We start from the raw sequence: 22,596 nt of genomic DNA, 5'->3' as shown, positions 1-22,596 counted from the left end.
TCAGAACGCCTCGGCAAGCAGGTTCGGGCGACGGTCGGCCAGGGTAACGAGCAACTCGCCAAACAGCCCGTTTGCCCAGGCGAACCAGTCGCGCGTGAACTTCGTCGGATCGTCTTGGTCGAAGGCCTCGTGGATGAAGCCGGTGCCACCGTCGGTGTCGCGCAACATCTTGAGGCAACTGCGGATGGTCGCATCGTCCTGGGCGACGAACGCGCGCTGGATCAGCGACATCGGCCAGATCTGGCCGAGGCCCACATGCGGTCCACCGATCCCCTCGGCAGCGCGCCCGCGCGACCAATAGGGGTTCACGTCGCTCCATGCGGCCTCGGCGGTGCGGCGGAACAGCGGATCGCTCGCCGGCATGCAGCCGAGATAGGCGAGGCTGGAGAGCGACGGCACGTTGGCGTCGTCCATGAAGATCGCGTTGCCATAGCCGTCGACCTCGAACGCCCAGACCTCACGTCCGTCGCGCAGCCGCATCTTGCCATTTTCGTGGAGCGCCGCCTCGACCTCGGCCGCAAGCGACGTCGCGTCCTGCGCGAGCGCCGTGTCGCGCCGCGCCTCGTTCGCGACCACTGCCAGTTCGCGCAGCGCCGTCACCGCGAACCAGTTGGCCGGGATCAGGAAGGGATAGACGCAGGCGTCGTCCGAGGGGCGGAAACCGCAGTGGATCAGGCCCACCGACCTGGACGGCGGACCCCAGCCGTCGAGCATCATCGTCTCGGTGGTGCGGTTGCTGACCCGCTGGAAGCGATAGGGGCCGCGATCGTCCTTGCGCTGCTGCTCGCGGAAGGTGCGGATGCTCAGCCGTGCGGCTTCCGCCCACTGCGCGTCGAAGGGCGTCGTGTCGCGGGTCGCCTGCCAATAGCCGTGTGCCAGCCGCATGGCGTAGCACAGCGAGTCGATCTCCCATTTCCGCTCGGCGACGCCCGGCTTCATCTCGGTCTGGTCGGTCAGCGCCCAGCTGAGCTCGGTCTTGCCGTTCGGGTCCTCCAGGAAGGCGTTGGCGTAGGGATCGATCAGGATGCAGCGCGCCTGGCGGTGGATCAGCCCCTGGAACAGCGTGCGCAGCTTGGGATCCTGCTTCACCAGATGCAGGTACGGCTTCACCTGTGCGGCGGAGTCCCGCAGCCACAGCGCGTCGATGTCGCCGGTGATGACGAAGCTGTCCGGCTTGCCGTCGACGGTGCCCATCTTCACGGTCGTGTCGAGCGTGTTGGGATAGCAGTTGCCGAACATCCAGCGCAGCTTGGGATCGCTGATTTTCGCCGACACCCGCGCGATCTCGCGCTCCACCGCCTTGCTGGTGAAGCGGCGCTCGGCAAGCGCCGGCCGCTTGCTGGCGAGCGTCGGCGCGGCGCGCGCAAGGGCGGGCGTGGCGGCGAGCGCGACGCCTGCGCCCAGAACGGTACGACGATCGATCATTTCGCAAGCTCCCGGGCGTCGCCCGTCACGGTGAAGTCGGTCCAGGCGCCGACGCCGTCGCCCGGCTGGCCCCCGCCGACATAGAGGCGATAGGCGCCCGGCTGGACGGTACGCGTGCCGTCGCGGGCAACCGTGCTGAGGCTGCGCGGATCGAGCTCGAACCGCACCGTCTCCGTCTTGCCCGCCTTCAGCGAGACGCGCTGGAAGGCGACCAGCTGGCGCTGGAGCACCGGGGTGGTGAGCCCGCTGCCTTTGCCGGCTGCCGGCGGCACCAGATAGGCCTGCACCACCTCGTCACCGGCCCGCTTGCCGTCGTTGCGCACCTGCACGCTGACGGAGACGTTGGCGTTGGTGTCGCCCGCCTTCGCCACCGGCGCGCCATAGCCGAAGCGCGTGTAGCTCAACCCGTGGCCGAAGCCCCACAGCGGCTTGCCCGTGAAGAAGCGGTAGGTGCGCTCCTTCATGCCATAGTCGGTGAACGCCGGCAGGTCGCTGGTCTGGCGGTAGAAGGTGACCGGCAGGCGACCCGACGGATTGTTGAGCCCCGCCAGCGTCTCCGCGATCGCGGTGCCGCCGGACTCGCCCGGATACCAGGCGGTGAGGATCGCGTCGGCCATGTCGGGGTCGACCGACACCGCGCTGCCGCTCGTCAGCACCAGCACGACCGGCTTGCCGGTCTCGCGCAGCGCCTCCAGCAGCTTTTGCTGGGCGAGCGGAAGCGCGATGTCGGTGCGGTCGCCGCCGACGAAGCCGGGGACGCTCACCTGCAGCGCTTCGCCCTCCAGGTCTGCCGAAAGACCGAGCACGGCGACGATCACGTCCGCGTCCTTCGTCGTCTCCACCGCTTCGGCGAGCAACGGCTCGGCCGGGGGCAGCCACAGCAGGCGAATGCCCTCGTCCTCACCCTGGTGATCGAGTTCCAGGCGGATGTCGACGGGACGGCCGTCGCTCGCGAACGGCACCTCGACGCGGCCCTTGGTGATCTCGCCGGTCATCAACGGCTTGCCGTCGACCCACAGCCGCACCGAGTCATGCGACTTGCAGTATTTCCAGCAGACCGGCGTATCGATCGCCAGCCGGTACTTGCCCGGTCCGGGCGGCACCAGCTGCCCGGTCCAGCGCACCGCAAAGCCTTCGGGCGACAGCTGGGGCAGGGGCGCCGCGCGGTTGTAGTCGAAGTCGACGCGCCGGTCCTGCCGGACTGCCACCGGCGTGCCCGTCACCGTCCGGCTCGCGAAATACTCGCCGCGCAGGCCCGGCTTGCCATCGGCGCGCAGTGCCGTCTCGGGGATCACCACCGGCGCACCGTCGGCGAGCACCGAGCCTTGCGCATAGCGGACGTTAGCCGCGCCGAACTGCTTGCGGATGCCATCGAGCGGCGTCACCGGCGCACCGGCCGTGCCGTGGTAGTTCGCCTGCAGCACGCCCAGGTCGTCGGCGTTGGTGCCGATGACCGCGATGCGGCTGCCGGCCTTGAGCGGCAGGCGATCGGCATCGTTCTTCAACAGCACGATCGACTTGCGCGCAGCCTCCAGCGCCAGCTTGTGGTGCGCAGGCGCGCCAAGCTGGTCGGGCTTGATCTTCGACCAAGGGCTGCTCGCGCCGAACGCGATGCCGAGTGCGCGCCGGGCCTCCAGCGAGCGGATCAGCGCAGTGTCGACTTCCGCCTCGGTCACCAGGCCCTTCGCCACCGCTTCCGGCAATGCGCCGAAGGTCGTTCCGCAATTCAGGTCGGTGCCGCCCTTGATCGCCGCCGCCGAAGCGGATGCCGCGTCCAGGCGATAGTGGTGGAACAGGTGGATGTTCGCCGCCGCGTCGCAATCGGTGACGGTGAAGCCCTTGAAGCCCCAGTCGTTGCGCAGGCGCTCGTTCATCAGCGACGGCAGCGCACAGGCAGGCGTCCCATGGATTGAGTTGTACGCGCACATCAGCGACTGCGCGTTGCCATCGACAATCGCACTGCGGAACGCCGGCAGATAGGTGGACTCCAGGTCCTGCGGGCTCACGTTCACGTTGAAGCTGTCGCGCCCGCCCTCCGGGCCGCTGTGCACGGCGAAGTGCTTGGGCGTGCCGATCACCTTGGGGTGCGCAGGGTCGGGTCCCTGAAGACCCTGGATGAAGGCGACGCCGAGCTCGCCCGTCAGATGGGGGTCCTCGCCGTACGTTTCCTGCCCGCGGCCCCAGCGCGGATCGCGGAAGATGTTGATGTTGGGCGACCAGATCGTCAGCCCCTCGTAGATCAGCCGATCGGCGTCGACGGGCTTGCGATTGTACATCGCGCGCGCCTCGGTCGAGACCACGTCGCCGATGTCGTGCAGCAGTTGCACGTCCCAGGTCGCGGCCATGCCGATCGCCTGTGGGAACACGGTGGCGACGCCGTTGCGCGCCAGCCCGTGCAACCCCTCGTTCCACCAGTCATAGGCGGGCAGATCGGCCTTGGGATCGGCGGGCGCGCTGCTCTGGAGCTGCGCCGCCTTCTCCTCGATCGACATCTGCGACACCGTCGCCACGACCGGATCGGCCGGCGCCTCGACGCCGGCGAGAAGCAGGGGGAGGAAGATCATGGCTGGGTGCTCAGGGTACGAAGGGTAAGGGCGCGCGCGAGCGCGCTTGCGGAGGCGTCCGAAGCGACGTCGATCGTCACGCTCTCGCCCGGCAGCAGGTCGAATCCGTCATCGCTCGGCTGCGCGGCCACCGCGCCGAAGTCGAGCATCACCGCGCGGGCAAGGTTCTTGGCGGTGATCGTCACGCGCTTGCCCTCCCAGCGGGCGGTCAGGCCCGGCGCCGGATAGGCCATGTCCTTGGGCAGCATGCGCTCGAACACCTGCCGCGACGCGGTCTTGCCGTCGATCACCAGCTCGGCGACCGCAAAGCTGGCGTTGGGCGCGGCACTGCCGAACAGTTCCGCGTCGGTGAAGCTCGCGACGTCGGCGGAGGACAGCGGCGCGAGGGTGGTGGTGCCGCCCTTGTCGCCCAGCGGCTGCCCGGCCATGTCGAAGCTGCGCACGCGCCACTCTGCCGCCATCGGCTGCACTGCGTCGGAGACCAGTGCGATCCGCGTCTTGCCGCCGCGGTTCTCCGCAACGATCGCCTGCGGTGCGAAGAAGCGGCGTGCGGCGTAGTTCAGCAGCTTCCACCGGCCATGATAGTCGATGCTCGCCCAGGAGATCGCGGGCCAGGTGTCGTTCATCTGCCAGTAGAGCGAGCCCATGTTGGTCGGGCGGCAGGCACGATGGTGGCGCGCGGCCATGTCGATCGCCTGCGCCTGGTTGACCTGGGTCAGGTACACCGTGTCGGCGAAGTCCTTGGCCGGGCGCAGCCGCTGGTCGAGGTACATCTTCAGCCGCTCGTTACCTTTGCCGGCCAGGAACTTCTGGTGGCCCTTCAGCACCGGGCTGTCGAGCGCGAGCGGGCCGTTGCCGGCGAATTCGCGGATCGTCGCCACGTCCGGCATCGCCTGGAAGCCATATTCGGACATGAAGCGCGTGCAGCTGTCGAGGTAGTTCTCGACCGGCTTGGAGCCGGACCACACATCCCAGAAGTGGCGGTCGCCCGCCGCGTCGGTATCGACCGGACCCTCATAGTTAGTCGAGGGCGAACCCGGCCAATAGGGCGTGCCCGGCGAGCGGGTGAGCACTGCGTCGCGCAGCACCTGGTTGAACAGCACGGCCATGCCCGCGCCGATCCGCTCCTGCTCGTCGGCGCCGATGCGCTTCTTGAACGCCTTGCGGTCGGACCAGTTTTCCCAACCCGACAGCACCTCGTTGCCGCCCGACCAGGCGATGACGGAGGGGTGCGCCTGGAGCCGCGCGACCTGCTGCTCGGCCTCGACACGGACGTTCTCGCGGAACTCGGCATCCGGGGGCGTCACCGACCCGCCGAACATGAAGTCCTGCCAGACCATGATGCCCATCTCGTCCGCCATCGCGTAGAAGGCGTGGTCGAGATAATAGCCGCCGCCCCAGATGCGCAGCATGTTCATGTTGGCGTCGACCGCGCCCTGCAGGATGTGGCGCATCTGTGCGGCCGGCACCCGGCTTGGGAAGTTGTCGAACGGGATCACGTTCGCGCCCTTGGCGAAGATCGGAATGCCGTTGACCTGGAAGCCGAAGCCGCCGTCCTTGGTCAGCAGCTCGACCGTGCGCAGGCCGATGCGCCGCTCGGTTCGATCCGTCTCGGCGCCTCCTTCGACCAGCGCCGCCTGCACGCGGTACATGGGCTGGGCGCCATAGCCGACCGGCTGCCAGCGCTGCGGATTGGCGATGGTGAGCGGCACCGTAATCCGGTTTTCGCCGGCCGCGACCTGCACCGTCCGCTCGACCGGCTGCGTCTGCCCGTTCGGACCCACGACGCTGGTGCGCAGCGTCACGCTGCCGGCGGTATCCGCCACCAGCGTATAGCGCGCCGTCAGCTGCGCCTCGGCATCGTTGATCGCTTCCTGGTCGACCTGGAGCGTCTCGATCCGCACATCGTCCCACGCTTCCAGCCGCACCGGACGCCATAGGCCGATGTTGATGATGCGGGGGCCCCAGTCCCAGCTATAGTGGTACTTGGGCTTTCGGATGTAGGGCGAGGTCTGCTTGCCCTTGGGCTCGTCGCCATAGGCGGAGTCATATTCGCCCGGAAGCGGGTTCGCCTCCTTGAGCACCATCGGCTGCAGCGTGCGCACCGGCGAGGCGATCGACACCAGCAGTTCGTTGCGCCCGACCTTCAGCGCCGGCTTGGCGTCGACGCGCCACTGACGGTGCGCGTTGGCGGTGGTGAGCAGCTGCTGCCCGTTCACCGAGACCGTCGCAAAGGTATCCAGCCCGTCGAACACCAGGTCCAGGTGATCGCGCCGAAGCATTTCCGGCGTCACGTCGATGATGCGGCGGAACTGCCAGTTGGTGAGCCCCGCCCACTGGATCTTGTCCTCGTTCAGCCCCTGGAACGGGTCCGGTACGCGCTTGGCCGCGATCAGGTCCTGCTGGACGCTGCCGGGCACCTGCGCGCGGAACCACTTCGCCTCGCGCGGGTGCTGTCCGGCGGAAGTCGCGTCGGTCGGGTCGATGCGGACCTGCCACGCACCATCCAGCGAGACGCTGGTGCGCGGCGCGCCCCAGGCCGGCAATGCCGCGAACAACAGGGGCAGGGCGAACCAACGCTTCATCGTGCGGTCTCCGTAAGCGTCGCCCGTTCGACGGCATAAAGGGGATCGGAAATCGGGGAGGTGAACTGGAAGCAGAGGTCGCGATCGCCCTCCAGCTTGGGAAGCGTGCCCGTGACGCGGAAGCGCGCAGGCGCGGTGGCGGGGTCGGGCAGCGGGAAGGTGCCGAGCGGCGTCGGCTTGGCCGCCTTGTCGTCGCCGCTCACCGGGCAGCCCGCCGTCACGATCAGCTCGCCGTGCGGGGTGACGTTGTAGTGGCGGCGGACCTTGCCCGTGTCATGCGCCAGGCCGAAGTTGCGCGGCAGCCGCGCGACTTCGATCGTGAAGCCGCTCGCGACGTCGACCGGCGCCGCCGGATAGACGCTGCACGTGTCGAAGACGTTGACGTTGTAGGCCGGGCCGTTGGCCGTCGCATCGGCGGTGAGCGGCAGTCGCAGCCACAGCGCCCCGCTCGGGCACCCGGTGAGCTCCGAGGCGGTGCGGGTGAGCAGTGCCGCCCGGCCGGTGTCGAAGCTGCGAACCGCCGCCAGCGCATTGCCGGCGCGGTCGAATGCTGCGGCCCGGACGGTGACGCCGGGCACCAGGCTCAGCGGCCCCTTGTACGCCTTCGATCGAGCGGTCGGCTCCTTGCCGTCGAGCGTGTAGCGGATCGTTCCATGGGGCGCCTGCGTGCTCAGCGCGATCAGCGCCTTGTTCGCCCGCAGCGCGTCGCCGCGGCTGCCCTGCACCTTGAAGTCGACGGCAAAGGCGCTGTCGGCTACCTCCAGGCCCGAACGCTTCCAGCGCTCGATCTGCGGCCCGACGCGCTCCAGGAAGCCGCCGAAGTCGCGCTTGTCCTTGGGCGACCAGTTGATCTCGGCCAGTGCCGCCGCGCGCGGAAACATCGCGTGCTGCACCTGATAGGGGGTCACCAGATACTCGCTCCAGGCATTGGCCTGCGCGCCCAGCACATGCTTCGCCTTGTCGCCGGCAATCCCGGCCGGCATCGGATCGTAGCGGTACACGCTCTCGAGCGACTGGATGATGATGCGACCCGGCGGCTCGTCGCCCCGATCGCTCTGCAGGCTGTCGAGATAGAGGGTGGGCGCCGGCGAGAGCACCACGTCATGGCCGAGGTTCGCCGCCTCGATCGCGCCCTTCTCGCCGCGCCACGACATCACCGAGGCCGAGGCTGGCACGCCGCCTTCCAGGATCTCGTCCCAGCCGATCAGTCGCCGGCCCTTGCTCGCTAGATAATTCCCGAACTGCTCGATCAGCCAGCTCTGCAACTGGTTCTCGTTCTTCAGGCCCAACGCCTTGATCTGCGCCTGCACCTCGGGCGAGCGTTCCCACTGGTCCTTGACCGCCTCGTCCCCGCCTAGGTGGATGTAGGTGCCCGGGAAGACCGCCGTCAGCTCGTCCAGCACGTTCTTCACGAACTCGACGCCCTTGGGACCGGGGTTCAGCAGATAGGGATTGATGCCCCAGTCCGGCGACACTTCGGGCCGGTCGCCGAGCACGCCGAGCTCGGGGTAGGCCGCAACCAGCGCCTGCGCATGGCCCGGAAGGTCGACTTCCGGCACGATGGTGATGCCGCGCTCTGCCGCATAGGCGACCAGCTGCTTGAGTTCGTCCTGGGTATAGAAGCCTCCGACCCTTGCCCCGGGCGTGCCGCCGGAGGAGGGCGGGGTGCGCCACGCGCCGACGTCGGTCAGCTTGGGATAGCGCTTCACCTCGAAGCGCCATCCCTGGTCGTCCGTCAGGTGGAGGTGCAGCGTGTTGAGCTTCACCGACGCCATCTGGTCGACGATGGTGCGGATGGCCTCCAGCGTGATGAAGTGCCGCGTGGTGTCGATCATCAACCCGCGCCAGGCAAAGCGGGGCGCGTCCTCGATGGTGACGGCGTCGACCTTCACCGGCTTGCCGAACGCGCGGTCGGGGCTAAGCAGCTGCGCGAGCGTCATCGCGCCATAGAGAAGGCCGCGGTCGCCCGACGCAGCGATGCGGATGCCGGTGGCGGTCACCGTCAGCCGATACGCCTCGTCTCCTGCGATCGCGGCGTCGCGTACGAGCGTGATCGGGGCGGCGCCGCTTGTCTGCGAAAGCGCCAGGCCGCGTTCGGTGCGGACATGGGTGATCAGGATCCGGGCCGCGGCCTCGGCTGCGGCGTCGCCGTGGGCCGTGGCGATGGCAGTGCCGTCGCGAACGGTGAAGCTGGCGCTGCCGGCAACGACCGATGCCGGCGCCGGCACGAGTGGCAGCGGACCCGCCAGGGCCGGCGCTGCGGCGCCGAGAAGCAGAAGCGCCGTAAGGACCCGCCGCCCATCCCGGGCGATACATGCTGCCATTGGATTCTCCCCCTGGTGATCGAACGTTCCGCGCCCTGGTCTTGTAACTGTGTAACCAATATAAGTCCTGAGGCGCAACAGTGCTGTTCTGCCGGCCGGGCGGGCGGCTCGAGGCAGAGGCCCTGCGGACTGTTCCCAGGGCAATACCATTGCAGGACCGGGCCCGGTTGCCCATGGCTTCCGCTTACGATAGCTCTCTGCCGTCGCGGCGCGAACGGGTGCCGCCGGGGGGAGCGTGAGAATGGCCTTTTCGGATCAGGTTGGACGTTTTCGGGACGACAATCCGTCGCCGTTGTACCTTCAGCTCCAGCAATTGATCCGCGACGGCATCAGCAAGCAACTGCTCGCCCAGGGCGACGCCATCCCGCCGGAACGCGACCTCGCGACCGAATACAACGTGTCCCGCATCACCGTCCGCAAGGCGATCGAGGGGCTGGTCGAAGAAGGGCTGCTCACCCGCCGTCGCGGCGCCGGCACCTTTGTCGCCGGCCGCGTGGAAAAGAGCTTTTCGAAGCTCTCCTCCTTTTCGGAAGACATGGCCGCGCGCGGCCGCACCGCCAGCAGCAGCTGGATCTCGCGCGCCGCCGGCATCGTCAATCCAGAGGAGGCGATGGCGCTCGGCCTCTCGCCCGGCGCGCCGGTGCTCCGCTTCAACCGCCTGCGGTTCGCCGACGAGGTGCCGATGGCGTTGGAATACTCCACCATCGCGGGATATTGCCTGCCGGCGGTCGAGGCGGTGGGCGACTCCCTCTATGTCGCGCTGGACGCCGCCGGCAACCGGCCCGTGCGCGCCCTCCAGCGGCTGCGCGCCGTTCCCTTCGGCGCGGAGCAGGCGCGGATGCTCGGGGTGGATGCCGGAGCGCCCGGGCTGCTGATCGAGCGCCACGGCTTCCTGCGCGACGGCCGCGCGGCGGAGTTCACCCGTTCCTACTATCGCGGCGACGCCTATGATTTCGTGGCGGAACTGAGCGACCTCTGACGGTCGTCCGCCGTTCGTGACCCGTGCGGCGCCCGCGCCGCCATCTGGAGGACTTTGCATGCACCGACGCCAGCTTCTGGCGGGGGGCGCGGGGCTCGGCGCCCTGATCGCCACCAATCCGCAGCGCGCCCTAGCGGCGCCCGCCAAGCGGCTCGGCCACGACGGCTTCCCGATGCCGCAGCCCGCGCGCACGCTGCCGCAGCCGCTCCTGGTGCAGGATCCCTCGCGCACCTTGCTCGAACGCGGCTGGCGCTTCCACGAGGGCGACGTGGTGCCGCCGATGCCGGACACCCACAACGCCACCTATCTGAGCGTGAAGGCGGGCAACGCGCTCGGCGCCGCCGCCGTGGCCTTCGACGACTCCGACTGGCACGAGGTACGGCTGCCCCACGACTGGGCGGCGGCCCAGCCGTTCGTCGAGACGGCCAACGTGTCGCAGGGCTACCGCCCTCGCGGCATCGCCTGGTACCGCCGCACGCTCCAGCTCGATCCGGCGGACCGCGGCAAGACCATCGAGCTCCACTTCGACGGCATCGCCACCAACGCGACCGTCTGGGTCAACGGCAGCACGGTCGCGCACAACTGGTCGGGGTACAACAGCGTTCACATCGACCTGACGCCCTTCGCCCGCTTCGGCGACGAGGCCAACGTCATCGCGATCCGCGTCGATGCGAACGCGATGGAAGGCTGGTGGTACGAGGGCGCCGGCCTCTATCGCCACGCCTGGCTGGTGCGTCGCGCCCCGGTGGCGATCGTCACCGACGGCGTCCACTGCGATCCCCGCAGGGGGGACGACGGCCGCTGGCATGTTCCCGTTGCGGCTACGCTCGCGAACACGGGCCGCGAGCCGGCGACCGTCACCGTCGAGGCGCTGCTGCTCGATGGCGAGGGGAAGACCGCGGCCAGCGGGTGCACCGAGGCAATCGTGCCGGTGCTCCAGCAGGCCGAAGCGGCGCTCAAGCTGGACGCCGGCAACCCCGCGCTCTGGTCGGTGGAGACGCCGGCGCTCTACACGGTCGTCACCCGCGTGCTGCGCGACGGCGCTCCCGTGGACGAGCGCCGCACGCCGATCGGCTTTCGCACCATCCGCTTCGATGCAGATCGCGGCTTCTTCCTCAACGATCGGCCGGTGAAGCTGAAGGGCGTCTGCCTGCACCAGGATCATGCCGGCGTCGGCGTCGCCGTTCCCGATGCGCTGATCGCCTGGCGCCTCGAACGACTGAAGGCGATGGGCTGCAACGCCATCCGGTGCACCCACAACGCCCCCAATGCCGAGCTGCTCGACCTGTGCGACCGCATGGGCTTCCTCGTCATGGACGAGAACCGCCACTTCAATCCCGCGCCCGATTACATGGATCAGCTCGAATGGCTGGTCCGGCGCGACCGCAACCATCCGAGCGTGATCCTCTGGTCGGTCTTCAACGAGGAACCGATGCAGGGCACCGAAGCGGGCGTGGAAATGGTGCGCCGCATGGCCGCGACGGTCCATCGCCTCGACGGCGCGCGGCCCGTCACCGCCGCGATGAACGGCTCCTTCTACGATCCGGTCAACGTCTCGACCGTCGTCGATGTAATGGGCTTCAACTATTACCAGGCGGACTATGACCGCTTCCACCAGCTGAACCCCACCAAGCCGATCACCAGCTCGGAAGACACCAGCGCGTTCGAGACGCGCGGCGCCTATGAGAGCATTCCCGCCGGCCACGTCATCACGTCCTATGACAAGGAGGCTGCGAGCTGGGGCGGCACCCATCGCGATACCTGGCGGGAGATCGCGAAGCGCCCGTTCGTGGCCGGCGGGTTCGTCTGGACCGGCTTCGACTATCATGGCGAGCCGACGCCTTATGACTGGCCGACCATCGCCAGCTTCTTCGGAATTCTCGACCTATGCGGCTTCCCGAAGACGGCCTTCGACATCCACCGCGCCCACTGGATCGACGACGCGGCGGTGGTCGGCATCGCGCCGCACTGGACCTGGCCGGGCAGGGAGGGCCAGACCATCCCAGTCTTCGTCAGCAGCAACGCCGAGACGGTGCTCTTGCGCCTGAACGGCCGAGACCTGGGCGTGCAGAAGGTCGATCGCATCATGGGCAACGAGTGGCAGGTCCCATACCAGCCCGGCCGCATCGAGGCGCTGGCGATGCGCGGCGGCAAGGTGGTGGCCACCGCGGTCCACGAGACCGCCGGCGCACCCGTCGCCCTGCGGCTGACGCCCGCGCGCACCGTCATGGCGGGGGACGGTGAGGATGTGCAGCCGATCACCGTCGATGCAGTGGACGCGCGCGGCCGCCACGTGCCGACCGTCAACCGGATGACGCAGTTCACCGTGGAGGGTGCCGAGATCATCGGCGTCGGCAACGGCGATCCCAACAGCCACGAGCCGGAGCAGGGCGACCGCCGCTCGCTGTTCAACGGCCTCGCGCAGCTGATCGTCCGTGCGGCGCCCGGGAAGGGCAGCATCACCCTTCGCGCCACCGCGGACGGGCTCGCGCCGGCGCGCCTGACGATCCGTCGCCTTGCAACCCAGGTGCCGCCGCAGGTGCCGGTCACCCCGCCGACGATGACGATCGCGGAGTGGCGCCGCTCGCCCGCCATGGCCGAGCGACCCGACCCCTCGATCGCACCGCCGGATGGCGACAACAACAGCTGGGCCTTCCTGCGCAGCGGGACGCCAACGCGGCCCGAGCCGAGCGCCGGCTGGCGCGTCTACCGCGCCGCCTTCCGCCCGTGGAAGCGGGTGGGGGCAGAGGGCGGCACGATCCGGTTCGACAGCATCGGCGGGACCGCGGAGCTGTGGCTGGACGGCCGGAAGCTCGCCACGAAGGAAGCCGCCGCGCCGGGCCCGCTGACGGCGGACATCCCCGCCGGCACCGGGCCACGCCGCATCGCCCTGCTGGTCTCCGCTCCCGCCGACGCCCCCTCGGGCATTCTCGGCAGGGTCTCCGTCACCACCCGCTAGTCGGGCGCCCACCGCATCCGTTGCACCGCATTCCGGTCAAGTCCGGGATGCGGGGGCGCACGGGGGCGGCGACGGGCGCCCGACGCCCGCGGACGCAAAAAAAAGGGCGGCCCCGCGATCGCGGCGCCGCCCCCTCGACCGGTCTCGCGAAGCTCAGCGCGCGAGCAGCACGTCCAGCTTGCCTGGCGCGACGACCAGATGGGCGACACCCTCGGCCGGCAGCGCGACCGCACGCACGCCCAGGGCCGCCAGCGCCGCCTGCTCCGCGCCGCCGTTCTCGGCCAGTTCCACCCGGATGCGGTTGCCGTGCACGCTGACCGCGCAGAGGTTGCTCGCGCCGCCCAGCGCGGCGATGAGCGCCGGCGCCAGCCGGGTCTCGCCGTTCTCGGCGCCTGCCGTCTCGGTGGGTGCGAGCGCGATCGGCATCGCCAGCGCGTCGCGGATCTCGACCGCGACCACGTCGGCGATCGGCCCCAGCACGACCTGCACCGCCTTGTCCGACGGCCGGATCACGCCACGCGCGCCCAGCGCCTTCAGAGCGGGCTCGTCGACCTTGCTCTGGTCGGCGACGATCAGCCGCAGCCGCGTGGTGCATGCGCCGACCTCGCGGAGATTGGCGGCACCGCCCAGCGCCTGCGCGAACACGGCACCACGTCCGCCCGCCGCGACCGGCGCGACCGCTGCCGCGCCCGGCACCTCGGGCTCGCGGCCGGGAGTCTTCAGGTCGAACCGGCGGATGACGAAGCTGAAGATGCCGTAATAGAGTGCGAAATAGACCAGCCCCACCGGGATCAGCATCAGCGGCCGGGTCGATTTGCCGTAGTTCAGCGCATAGTCGAAGAAGCCGGCCGAAAAGCCGAAGCCGAGCTTCACGCCCAGCACGTCCATCAGCGCCATCGACAGGCCGGTCAGCACCGCGTGCACCGCGTAGAGCACCGGCGCCAGGAACATGAAGCTGAACTCGATCGGCTCGGTCACCCCCGTCAGCATCGAGGTGAGCGCCAGGCTGAACAACATGCCGCCAACCGCTTTGCGCCGCTCTGGCAACGCCGTGCGGTACATGGCGAGGCACGCCGCCGGCAGACCGAACATCATGACCGGGAAGAAGCCGGCCATGAAGCTGCCCGCAGTGGGGTCGCCGGCAAAGAAGCGCCGCAGGTCGCCGTTCGCGCCGTCGAAGTCGCCCAGCACGAACCAGAAGACGTTGTTCAGGATGTGGTGCAGCCCGGTCACCAGCAGCAGCCGGTTGAACAGGCCGAAGAGGAACAGGCCGACGCCGCCGGCATTGGCGATGCCATGGCCCATCGTGTCGATGCCGCTGCTCAGTGCCTGGAAGCTCGTGCCGACGATCACCGCCAGCACCAGTCCCGCAACCCCGCTCACGATTGGAACGAACCGCCGCCCGCCGAAAAAGGCGAGATATTCGGGCAGCTTGATCCCGGAAAAGCGATTGTAGAAAATCCCGCCGACCAGGCCCGAGAGGATGCCGATCGGCACGTCCAGCCGCGCGATCGCCTTTGCCTTCCACGCCGCGGTCGCGATCTCGGCCGTGGCGGCGTCCAGGCCCTGGGTCACGTCGCCCGGCACGATCAGCAGCACCTTGGCCGCCTCGGTAGCCACCAGGAAGCACACGATGCCGGCCAGGCACGCCGCGCCGTTGCCGTCTCGGGCATAGCCGGTGGCGACCCCGATCGCGAACAGCAGCCCCAGGTGCGAGAACAGCGCATCGCCCGCGGCGCTCAGGAACGCGATGTCGAGCAGGTCGGGCTGGCCCAGGCGGAGCAGCAGCCCCGCCACCGGCAGCACCGCGATCGGCAGCATCAGCGCGCGGCCGAGCGGTTGCAGCGCTTCCAGGATCGACTTCATGCGCGGAACTCCCGGGCCAGGATGCGGACTTCGGCCGCCGATCCGCACTGGAGCGCGGCGGCGGCATGGGCGCGGCACGCGTCCATGGAAAGGGTGGCGACCAGCGCCTTGATCTCGGGCACCAGCGCCGCGGTCGCGGAAAGCTCGGTGACGCCCAGGCCCACCAGGATCGGTACGGCGCGCAGGTCCGAGGCAAGGCCCCCGCACACGCCCGTCCAGCGGTCATGGCGTGCGGCCCCGCGGCAGGTCTCGGCGATCATCCGCAGCACGGCAGGATGCAGGCCGTCGATCGCGCCTGCCACCGCTGGATTCCCGCGATCCATCGCCAGCGCATATTGGGTGAGGTCGTTGGTGCCGACCGACAGGAAATCGGCCTCGCGCGCGAGCAGGTCGGCGGTGACCGCGGCGGCCGGCGTCTCAATCATCACGCCGACGCTGACGGGCTCGCCGACGCCCAATTCGGCGCGCACCCGGTCGACCACCTCGCGCACCCGGCGCAGCTCGTCGATCGACGCGATCATCGGCACCATGATGCGGCACTGGCCGATCGGCTGCACGCGCAGGATCGCGCGGATCTGATCTTCCAGCAGCTGCGGATGGGCAAAGCCGACGCGGATGCCGCGCAGGCCCAGCGCCGGGTTCTCCTCCGCCGGGATCGGCAGATAGGGCGCTGGCTTGTCGCCGCCGACGTCGAGCAGCCGCACGATCAGGGACCGCCCGCCCAGCGCGTCGGCGATCGCCTGATACTCCGCCGTCTGCTCGGCAAGCGACGGTGCCGTCTCGCGCTCCAGGAACAGGAATTCGGTACGCAGCAGGCCGCAGCCCTCGGCACCGTTCGCCACCGCCACTTCGGCGTCGGCGCGCGAGCCCAGGTTCGCGAACACCTCGATGCGCTCCCCGCCCGCCATGTGGCAGGGGGCGGCGGCGTTCGCCTGTGCGTCCAGGCGCCGCGCGTGCCGTTCGGCGACCAGCGCGTGCGCCTTCGCCAGCGTCCGCGCGTCCGGTCCGATCTGGAGCGAGGCGGCATCGGCGTCGAGGATCAGCATCGATCCTTCCGCGATCTCGTGCAACGCCGGTCCCATGGCGACCAGCGCGGGCAACCCCATGCTCGCTGCCAGGATCGCGACGTGCGAGGTCGGCCCGCCTTTTTCGACGCAGAAGCCCAGGACGTTCGCCGGATCGAGCGCCATCAGCTGCGACGGCAGCAGGTCCTCGGCCAGCAGGATCGTGTCGGGTGGGAAGGCGATGGGCGCGTCCTCGACGCCCATCAGCAGCGACAGGACGCGCCGCTCCAGGTCGCGCATGTCGTCCGCGCGCTCCGCCAGATGCGCATCACCGGTGGCGCGCAGCGCTTCCGCCTGCGGCCGGATCGCCGTGCGCCATGCCTGGCCGGCGCTGGCGCCCGTCGCGATCGCAGCGGCTGCGGCATCGCGCAGGCCCTCGTCCTCCAGCATGGCGCGATGCGCGGCGAGGATCGATCGCCGTGCGCCGGAAGCGGTAACGGCCTCGGCGTCCAGCCGCCGCCCGAGTGTGCGCAGCGCCTGGTCGAGCCGCGCCTGCTCCTCCTCGGCGCCGACACCGACCGGGTCGATCTCGATCTCGGCGAGGTGGAGCGTGCGGGCATGGCCGATCGCGAGCCCCGGCGAGGCCGTCACGCCGGCGAGCTTGCCGTCGCTGGAGATGGTCGACGCGGGGGCAGGGGCCGCCGCGATCGGCTCCGGCGGTGTCGCCGACGCCTGCTGCGGGTCGGCGGCTTCGCCCATGCCGCTTGCGATCAGGTCCGCGATCGCGTCCACCGCTGCCTGTGCGTCGGCACCGTGCGCTTCGATCCGGATGACGTCGCCCAGTCGCGCGCCGAGCGTCAGCAGCGCCACGGGGCTGCGCGCATTAGCGCTGCGCTCGCCCTTGCTCAGCGAGATTTCTGCCGAAAAGCGCACCGCAGTCTCGCGGATGCGCGCCGCCGGCCGTGCGTGGATGCCATGTGCCAGCGGCAGCTGCAGTTCGCGCGCCACCACCTCACCATCGGGCGCAACCGGCGCTTCCTCTGGCGCGGCGTGCTGCGGGACGAGCGCGAAGATCGGATCCCCGACCGCAATCGGCCCGTCTGCTTCCCCGAGCGGCGACACAGCGTATCGATCGCTGTCGAGCAGCAACACCGGCGTGATCACCGATGGCGCTCCGCGGACCAGCAGGTCTAGGTCGAAACGGATCAGCGGGTCGCCCCGGCGCACGCGGTCTCCGGCGGCAACCAGCGGCTTGAAGCCACGGCCATCGAGCGCCACCGTGTCGACGCCGACATGGATCAGCACCTCGGCGCCCTCGGCCGCCGCGATCGTCACGGCATGGCCGGCCGGCTGCAACGCGCGGATGATCCCGTCGCAGGGAGCATGCACGGTATCGCCGGTGGGATCGATTCCCACGCCCGCGCCCAGCATGCCTTGCGCAAACACGGGGTCCGGTATTTCCGCCAGCGCGCAGCGCCAGCCCTGCATCGGCGCGTGAAGGACGATGGAGCCCCCGGCCTTTTCGTCGATCATCTCGGTCGGCGTGGTCGTGCTCAGGGCATCCTCCAAGGGGTCAGGCGATTGGTGCGCCGGCGATCCAGGTGCCTGCCGGCTGCAGGTCGTGGGTGAGGCAGACCCAGTCCGCGCGCAGCCCGGGCGCGAGCGCGCCGCGATCGTGCGAAAGGCCCAGGAACGCCGCAGGGTTGGTCGCGGCCATCGCCGCGGCTTCCTCCGGCGTCACCCCCACGCGATTTACGGCGTGGCGGAACGCTCCCGCCATGTCCAGCGCCGAGCCGGCCAGTGTCCCGTCCGCACCCAGGCAGCAGCCGTTCTCGACACGGATGGTCTGGCCGTGCAGCACGAAGCTGTCGACGTTCGCGCCGACACACGACATGGCATCGGTCACCAGCAGGAAACGATCCCGCGGATGCGCGCGCATGGCGATGCGCAGCGCCGCGTCGTGCACGTGGAAGCCGTCCGCGATGATGCCGCAATAGACGGTCTGATCGTCCAGCGCCGCACCCACGACGCCGGGCTCGCGATGCTTGAGCGGCGACATCGCATTGTAGAGGTGGGTGACGCCGGTCATGCCGGCGGCGAAGGCCGCGGCGACCGTGTCATGGTCGGCATCGCTGTGGCCGACGCTCAGGATCACGCCCGCCGCTGCCAGGCGCCGGATGTCCTCGTGCGACACCATCTCGGGCGCCAGCGTCAGCAGCACCTTGCCCTTGCGGGGGCGGGTCAGCAGTTCGACCAGCGAATCGTCCAGCCGCCGGAACTTGTCCGGGTCGTGGATGCCCTTGCGGGCGGGGTTGATGATCGGTCCTTCGATGTGGACGCCCACGCACCCCGGCACGCCGGCCGCGATCGCCTCCTCGGTGGCATCCAGAGCGCGGGCGATCGCCTCCGGCACGTCGCTGATCAGGGTCGGCAGGAAGCCGGTGGTGCCGAACGGCGCATGGCCGCGACCGATCGCGTCGATACCCTCCACGGTCAGCGCGTCGTTGAAAAGCACCCCGCCGCCGCCATTCACCTGCACGTCGATGAAGCCCGGCACAAGCCAGCCGCCTGCCAGGTCGATCTCGCGCTCCGCCGCCGGCGATCCGGCGTCGATCCCGACGATCCGGCCCTCTGCCAGGGTGAAGGTCGCGCCCTCCAGCGTCCCGGCCGCAGTCACGACGCGGCCATTGGCGAAGCGGATCGTGCTCATCGCGTTTCCGTTACCTTGCGCAGGTGCTGTGGCCGGTCGGGGTCGAAGCCGCGTGCCACCGCGAGCGCGTTCGTCATGAGGTAGAAGCTCTGCACCATCAGGATCGGCTCCACCGCCGGATGTCCCGCGATCGTGGGAAGCGTCGCCGCTTCTCCCGCCCGGGCATCGGCCAGGCAAACGCGCGCGTCCCGGCCGGCGAACTCGACCGCCGCCTCGCGCACGCTGTCGCCTGCCGCATCGGAGGTCGCGAAGCCGAGCACCGGGAAGCCCTCGCCGACGATCGCCATGGGCCCGTGCCGTACCTCTGCGGCGCTGAACGCCTCCGCATGAAGGCCGCAGGTCTCCTTGAACTTGAGCGCCGCTTCCTGCGCGATACCCAGGCTGTAGCCACGGCCGATCACGAACAGGTTGCGCGCGTCCAGCAGTGCGTCCCTGGCCGCGTTCCAGTTGAGCTCACGCGCCTGTTCCAGGCCCGCGGGCAGCGCGGCCAGCGCCTCGCCGAGCGCCGCATCCCCGCTCCACGCCGCGACGACCGCCGCCAGAGCTGCAAGCGAGGCGATATAGGATTTGGTCGCCGCGACCGACGTCTCGGGGCCGGCCTTGAGGCCGATCAGCGTGTCGGCCATGCCTGCAAGCGGCGAGCCCTCGTCGTTGACCAGCGCCACCACATGCGCGCCGGCCGCCTTCTGCGTCCGCACCGTCTCCAGCAGGTCCGGGCTGCGCCCGCTCTGCGAAATGGCGATGCACAGGAAATCGCCGCGTGCCACCGGCGCGCCGAAGATGCTCGCCACCGACGGTGCCGCGGACGCGACCGGCACGCCGACCAGCGTCTCGATCAGATACTTGCCATAGGTAGCGGCGTGATCGGACGATCCCCGCGCGCACGTCACCACCAGCTTGGGCGGGTTCGCGCGCAGCGTCTCGCCCAGCGTCTCCAACGTCGATGCATTGGCCGCCAGCAGCCGGCGGACCGCATCTGCCGCCTCGCGCGCTTCGCTAGCCATCAGGGTGGCGCGCGCGTCCACCGTCTTTGCCCCTTGTTCCATGCGGCGGACGATAAGTTACAGATTGGTACTGTACAAGGTCCTATCGTATCGGAGAGACAATCTCCTTGAGGGATCGGACCCGCTCCGCATCGGTGCGGAGGCGAGTGCCGGTCTGGAAGCCGAACCGGCGCTCGATCTCTCCGGCATCGTCCCCGGGGCTGCGGCAGGAGGCGTGCAGCTCGCAGACCCCGGTCGCCAGGATGGCTGGCGCGCACGCGGCATCGATGCCGCTGCCGGGCAGGATGCCGATCCGCCCGTCTGCGCGGCGTTGGAGCTCGGCGAGCATCGGCAGCGCGTCGAGGGCGCGCGGCGCCCCGCCCGAGGTGAGGATTCGGTCGAAACCAAGTTCCACCGCGGCTTCCAAGGCGGCGGGAAGGTCCGGGCAGAGGTCGAAGGCGCGATGCAGCGTCAACGAAAGCCGCTGTCCGCGTGCGCCGCCGGCCGCGCGTGCGTGCGCCACCAGCTCGACGAGCAGGGGGACGTCGAGCCGCCGATCGGGCGCACTCGCGCCGATCACCACGCCGGCCAGACCCGCCTGGGCCGCAAGGCCGATGTCTTCTGCGATCAGCGCCGCTTCCGCGGTGCTGTAGCGGAAGTCGCCATCCCGCGGACGTGCCAGCAGGTGCACCGGGATCGGTGCCTCCGCTGCCAGTCGGACCAGCGAGGCAGGCGGTGTCAATCCTCCGACGGAAAGCGCGGCGCACAACTCGATGCGATCAGCCCCGCCCGCGACCGCGGCCTCGATGCCGGCGGGTTCGTCGATGCAGACCTCCAGCAAGCCCATCAGCGCTTCGCCGTGCTCATCGAATAGGGCCGGGCGCTCGCCGCCTTGCCCCAGCTGCGGTTCGGCGTCGCCTGCATCACGAAGCGCAGCTCGCCGCCGGCCATGATCTCGTCGTGGCGCAGGTAGGTGCGCGGCAGCGGCCTACCGTTCAGCAGCACCTTGCCGACGTAGAGGTTGGCATTGCTCAGGCCGTCGGTAACGACGGTGAAGCGCTTGCCGTTGGGCAGGTTGAGCGCGGCCCGGTCCACGAACGGTCGCCCGATCACATATTCCAGGCTGCCGGGCGTGACGGGATAGAAGCCGAGGCCGGTGAACATCAGCCATGCCGACATCTGGCCGAGGTCGTCGTTGCCCGACAAGCCGTCCGGCGTCGGCTTGTACTGGCTGTCTACGATCTGCTTCAGTCGTGCCTGCGTCCGCCACGGCTGACCGGCGTGGGCATAGAGATAGGCGACGTGGTGGCTCGGCTCGTTGCCGTGGATGTACTGGCCGATCAGCCCGGCAATGTCCTCGGCATGGCTGTAGTCGAGCTTGGAGTTGTCATACTCGAACATCGCGTCGAGCTTGGCGACGGTCTTCGCGTCGCCGCCCAGCGCGCGGAACAGCGCCGCCTGGTCCTGCGGCACGAACCAGCTGTACTGCCAAGCGTTGCCCTCCGTGTAGTCCGATCCGTAGTTGATCGCGGTGGGATCGAACGGCGTGCGGAACGCGCCATCGCTCTTTCGCGCGCGGACGAAGCCGGTCTTCGGGTCGAAGCTGTTCCGCCAGTTCCCCGCCCGCGCGTAGAAGCGCTTGGCGACATCGGTGCGGCCCAGCTTCTCGGCCATGCGCGCGATGGTCCAGTCGTCGTAGGCGTATTCGACCGTCTTGGACGCCGCCTCCGGCTCGCGGTCAATCGCGACATAGCCGAGCTTCTGATAGTCGCCGAGGCCGCCGTAGGGATCATAGGTCGCGCTCGCGATCATCGCGTCGAGCGCCTCGTTCGCATCGAACCCGCCGATGCCCTTCATGTACGTGTCGGCGATCACCGGCACCGCGTGATAGCCAATCATCGTCCATGTCTCGCGCCCGTGGAACTGCCACACCGGCAGGATGCCGTCCGGGCTCGCCTTCCGGCTGGCGATCAGCGAGCGGACCATGTCGCTGTTCGCCTGCTCGGGCGCGACCAGGGTCAGCAGCGGATGCTCGGCGCGGAACGTGTCCCACAGCGAAAAGGTCGAACGGAAGGTGAAGCCGTCCGCCTGGTGCACCGCATTGTCCGGCCCGCGATAGCGCCCGTCGACGTCGCCCGCGACCGACGGGGCAATCAGCGTGTGGTAGAGCGCGGTGTAGAGGTTGCGCCGCATCGGCTCCGGCGCGTCGATCTCCACCGCCGACAGCGCCTTCTCCCACGCGCCGCGCGTGGCGCTGCGCACTGCGTCAAACCCGCCGCTCTCGCTGTCGAGGTTCGCGATCGCACCCGCCTCGTCCACCGAGGAGATCGCGACCTTCACCTCCAGCGGCGCGTCGAGCGTGCCGAAGTCGAGCCGCCCCACCAGCGCCTGGCCGCTCCGCTCGGCCACGGCATCGCTGCCGCGGCCCGGCGCCTGGAAGCCCTTATACTTCACGTCCTTCTCGGTGCTGATGAAGGCATGCCTCTTCACCGGTGCCGAGAAGCGCATCGCGAAATAAAGCTGGCGCCCGGCCGCCCAGCCGCGCGTCGTACGCGAGCCGGTCACGGTACCGTCCGGCCGCATCCGCAGCGACGACCACAGGATCTTGCCGGGATAGTTGTAGAGCGAACTGCGCAGGTCGAGCAGCAGGTGCGCCGCCTTGTTCTTGCCAAAGGTGTAGCGGTGGACGCCCACGCGCGTGCCGGCGGTCATCTCCGCGCGCACGCCCGGATCGGTCAGCGTCACCGCATAATAGCCCGGCTGTGCGATCTCGTCGGCGTGGCTGAACCGCGAGCGATAGCCCGAGCCCGGCTGTTTCGGATCGCCCGGCTCCAGCGGCACGGTCTCGCCCGCGACTGGCATCACCAGGAAATCGCCCAGGTCCGAATGACCCGCGCCTGAGAAGTGCGTGTGCGAGAAGCCCTGGATGGTAGGATCGTCGTAGCGATAGCCGGCCGCATGGCCGTAGCACTCGCGGATCTCGCACCCGGTGTCGGTATCCGGGCTCAGCTGCACCATCCCGAACGGCGCCACCGCGCCGGGGAAGGTGTGGCCTTCGCCTCCCGTGCCGATCCGGGGATCGACATCCTCATAGCCGTTGGCGAGCAGCATGGGCATTGCCAGCGCAAGCGCGGCAACGGAGGCGAAGCGGGTGCGGAGCCTGTTCATGACGCGAGTGTAACCAGCACGCGGCCGGA

The 22,596-nt window shown here is 69.6% G+C and carries 12 protein-coding genes; 2 read left to right on the top strand and 10 right to left on the bottom strand.

Going from position 1 to position 22,596, the window contains the following annotated elements:
- The 4 genes from EO081_RS06975 to EO081_RS06960 are packed head-to-tail and all read right to left on the bottom strand — an operon-like array spanning position 1 to position 8,898.
- Entirely contained in the window at positions 1–1,425 is a 1,425-nt protein-coding gene (locus EO081_RS06975; protein WP_129341126.1) for a glycoside hydrolase family 125 protein, read from the bottom strand.
- Entirely contained in the window at positions 1,422–3,989 is a 2,568-nt protein-coding gene (locus tag EO081_RS06970) for a glycoside hydrolase family 3 C-terminal domain-containing protein (protein WP_129341125.1), read from the bottom strand. The genes EO081_RS06975 and EO081_RS06970 overlap by 4 nt, the downstream gene beginning before the upstream one ends.
- Positions 3,986–6,574, bottom strand: coding sequence for a beta-mannosidase (locus EO081_RS06965; protein WP_129341124.1), 2,589 nt, complete (start codon positions 6,572–6,574; stop codon positions 3,986–3,988). Before EO081_RS06965 ends, EO081_RS06970 begins: the two co-directional genes overlap by 4 nt.
- Positions 6,571–8,898, bottom strand: coding sequence for a beta-N-acetylhexosaminidase (locus EO081_RS06960; protein WP_129341123.1), 2,328 nt, complete (start codon positions 8,896–8,898; stop codon positions 6,571–6,573). The genes EO081_RS06965 and EO081_RS06960 overlap by 4 nt, the downstream gene beginning before the upstream one ends.
- 241 nt (positions 8,899–9,139) lie before the next feature.
- On the opposite strand from EO081_RS06960, the gene EO081_RS06955 reads away from it, so the two are divergent.
- Together EO081_RS06955 and galA are read left to right on the top strand one after the other, a co-directional pair.
- Positions 9,140–9,877, top strand: coding sequence for a GntR family transcriptional regulator (locus EO081_RS06955; RefSeq protein ID WP_129341122.1), 738 nt, complete (start codon positions 9,140–9,142; stop codon positions 9,875–9,877).
- Between the two features lie 58 nt (positions 9,878–9,935).
- Positions 9,936–12,836, top strand: coding sequence for a beta-galactosidase GalA (galA, locus tag EO081_RS06950; protein WP_129341121.1), 2,901 nt, complete (start codon positions 9,936–9,938; stop codon positions 12,834–12,836).
- A 153-nt stretch (positions 12,837–12,989) separates the two neighbouring features.
- On the opposite strand, the gene nagE is transcribed toward galA, so the two are convergent.
- The 6 genes from nagE to EO081_RS06920 are packed head-to-tail and all read right to left on the bottom strand — an operon-like array spanning position 12,990 to position 22,567.
- Complete coding sequence (nagE, locus tag EO081_RS06945; protein WP_129341120.1) at positions 12,990–14,702, bottom strand: N-acetylglucosamine-specific PTS transporter subunit IIBC; 1,713 nt, start codon at positions 14,700–14,702, stop codon at positions 12,990–12,992.
- A complete protein-coding gene (gene ptsP, locus EO081_RS06940; RefSeq protein ID WP_240697565.1) occupies positions 14,699–17,239 on the bottom strand; it encodes a phosphoenolpyruvate--protein phosphotransferase in 2,541 nt (846 codons plus the stop codon). The genes nagE and ptsP overlap by 4 nt, the downstream gene beginning before the upstream one ends.
- Positions 17,240–17,279: 40 nt before the next feature.
- Entirely contained in the window at positions 17,280–18,416 is a 1,137-nt protein-coding gene (gene nagA / locus EO081_RS06935; protein WP_129341119.1) for an N-acetylglucosamine-6-phosphate deacetylase, read from the bottom strand.
- A complete protein-coding gene (locus EO081_RS06930) occupies positions 18,413–19,462 on the bottom strand; it encodes an SIS domain-containing protein (RefSeq protein WP_129341118.1) in 1,050 nt (349 codons plus the stop codon). The genes nagA and EO081_RS06930 overlap by 4 nt, the downstream gene beginning before the upstream one ends.
- 40 nt (positions 19,463–19,502) lie before the next feature.
- Positions 19,503–20,246 (bottom strand): copper homeostasis protein CutC, encoded by a 744-nt coding sequence (locus EO081_RS06925; protein WP_129341117.1) that lies wholly within the window; start codon positions 20,244–20,246, stop codon positions 19,503–19,505.
- Positions 20,246–22,567 (bottom strand): GH92 family glycosyl hydrolase, encoded by a 2,322-nt coding sequence (locus tag EO081_RS06920; protein WP_129341116.1) that lies wholly within the window; start codon positions 22,565–22,567, stop codon positions 20,246–20,248. The genes EO081_RS06925 and EO081_RS06920 overlap by 1 nt, the downstream gene beginning before the upstream one ends.
- Positions 22,568–22,596 lie beyond the last annotated feature (29 nt).

This window comes from Sphingomonas desiccabilis, assembly GCF_004135605.1.
Lineage (GTDB): Bacteria > Pseudomonadota > Alphaproteobacteria > Sphingomonadales > Sphingomonadaceae > Sphingomonas > Sphingomonas desiccabilis.
The sequence above is the reverse complement of the archived record's forward strand: the minus strand, read 5'-3'. Positions and strand labels throughout refer to the sequence as shown.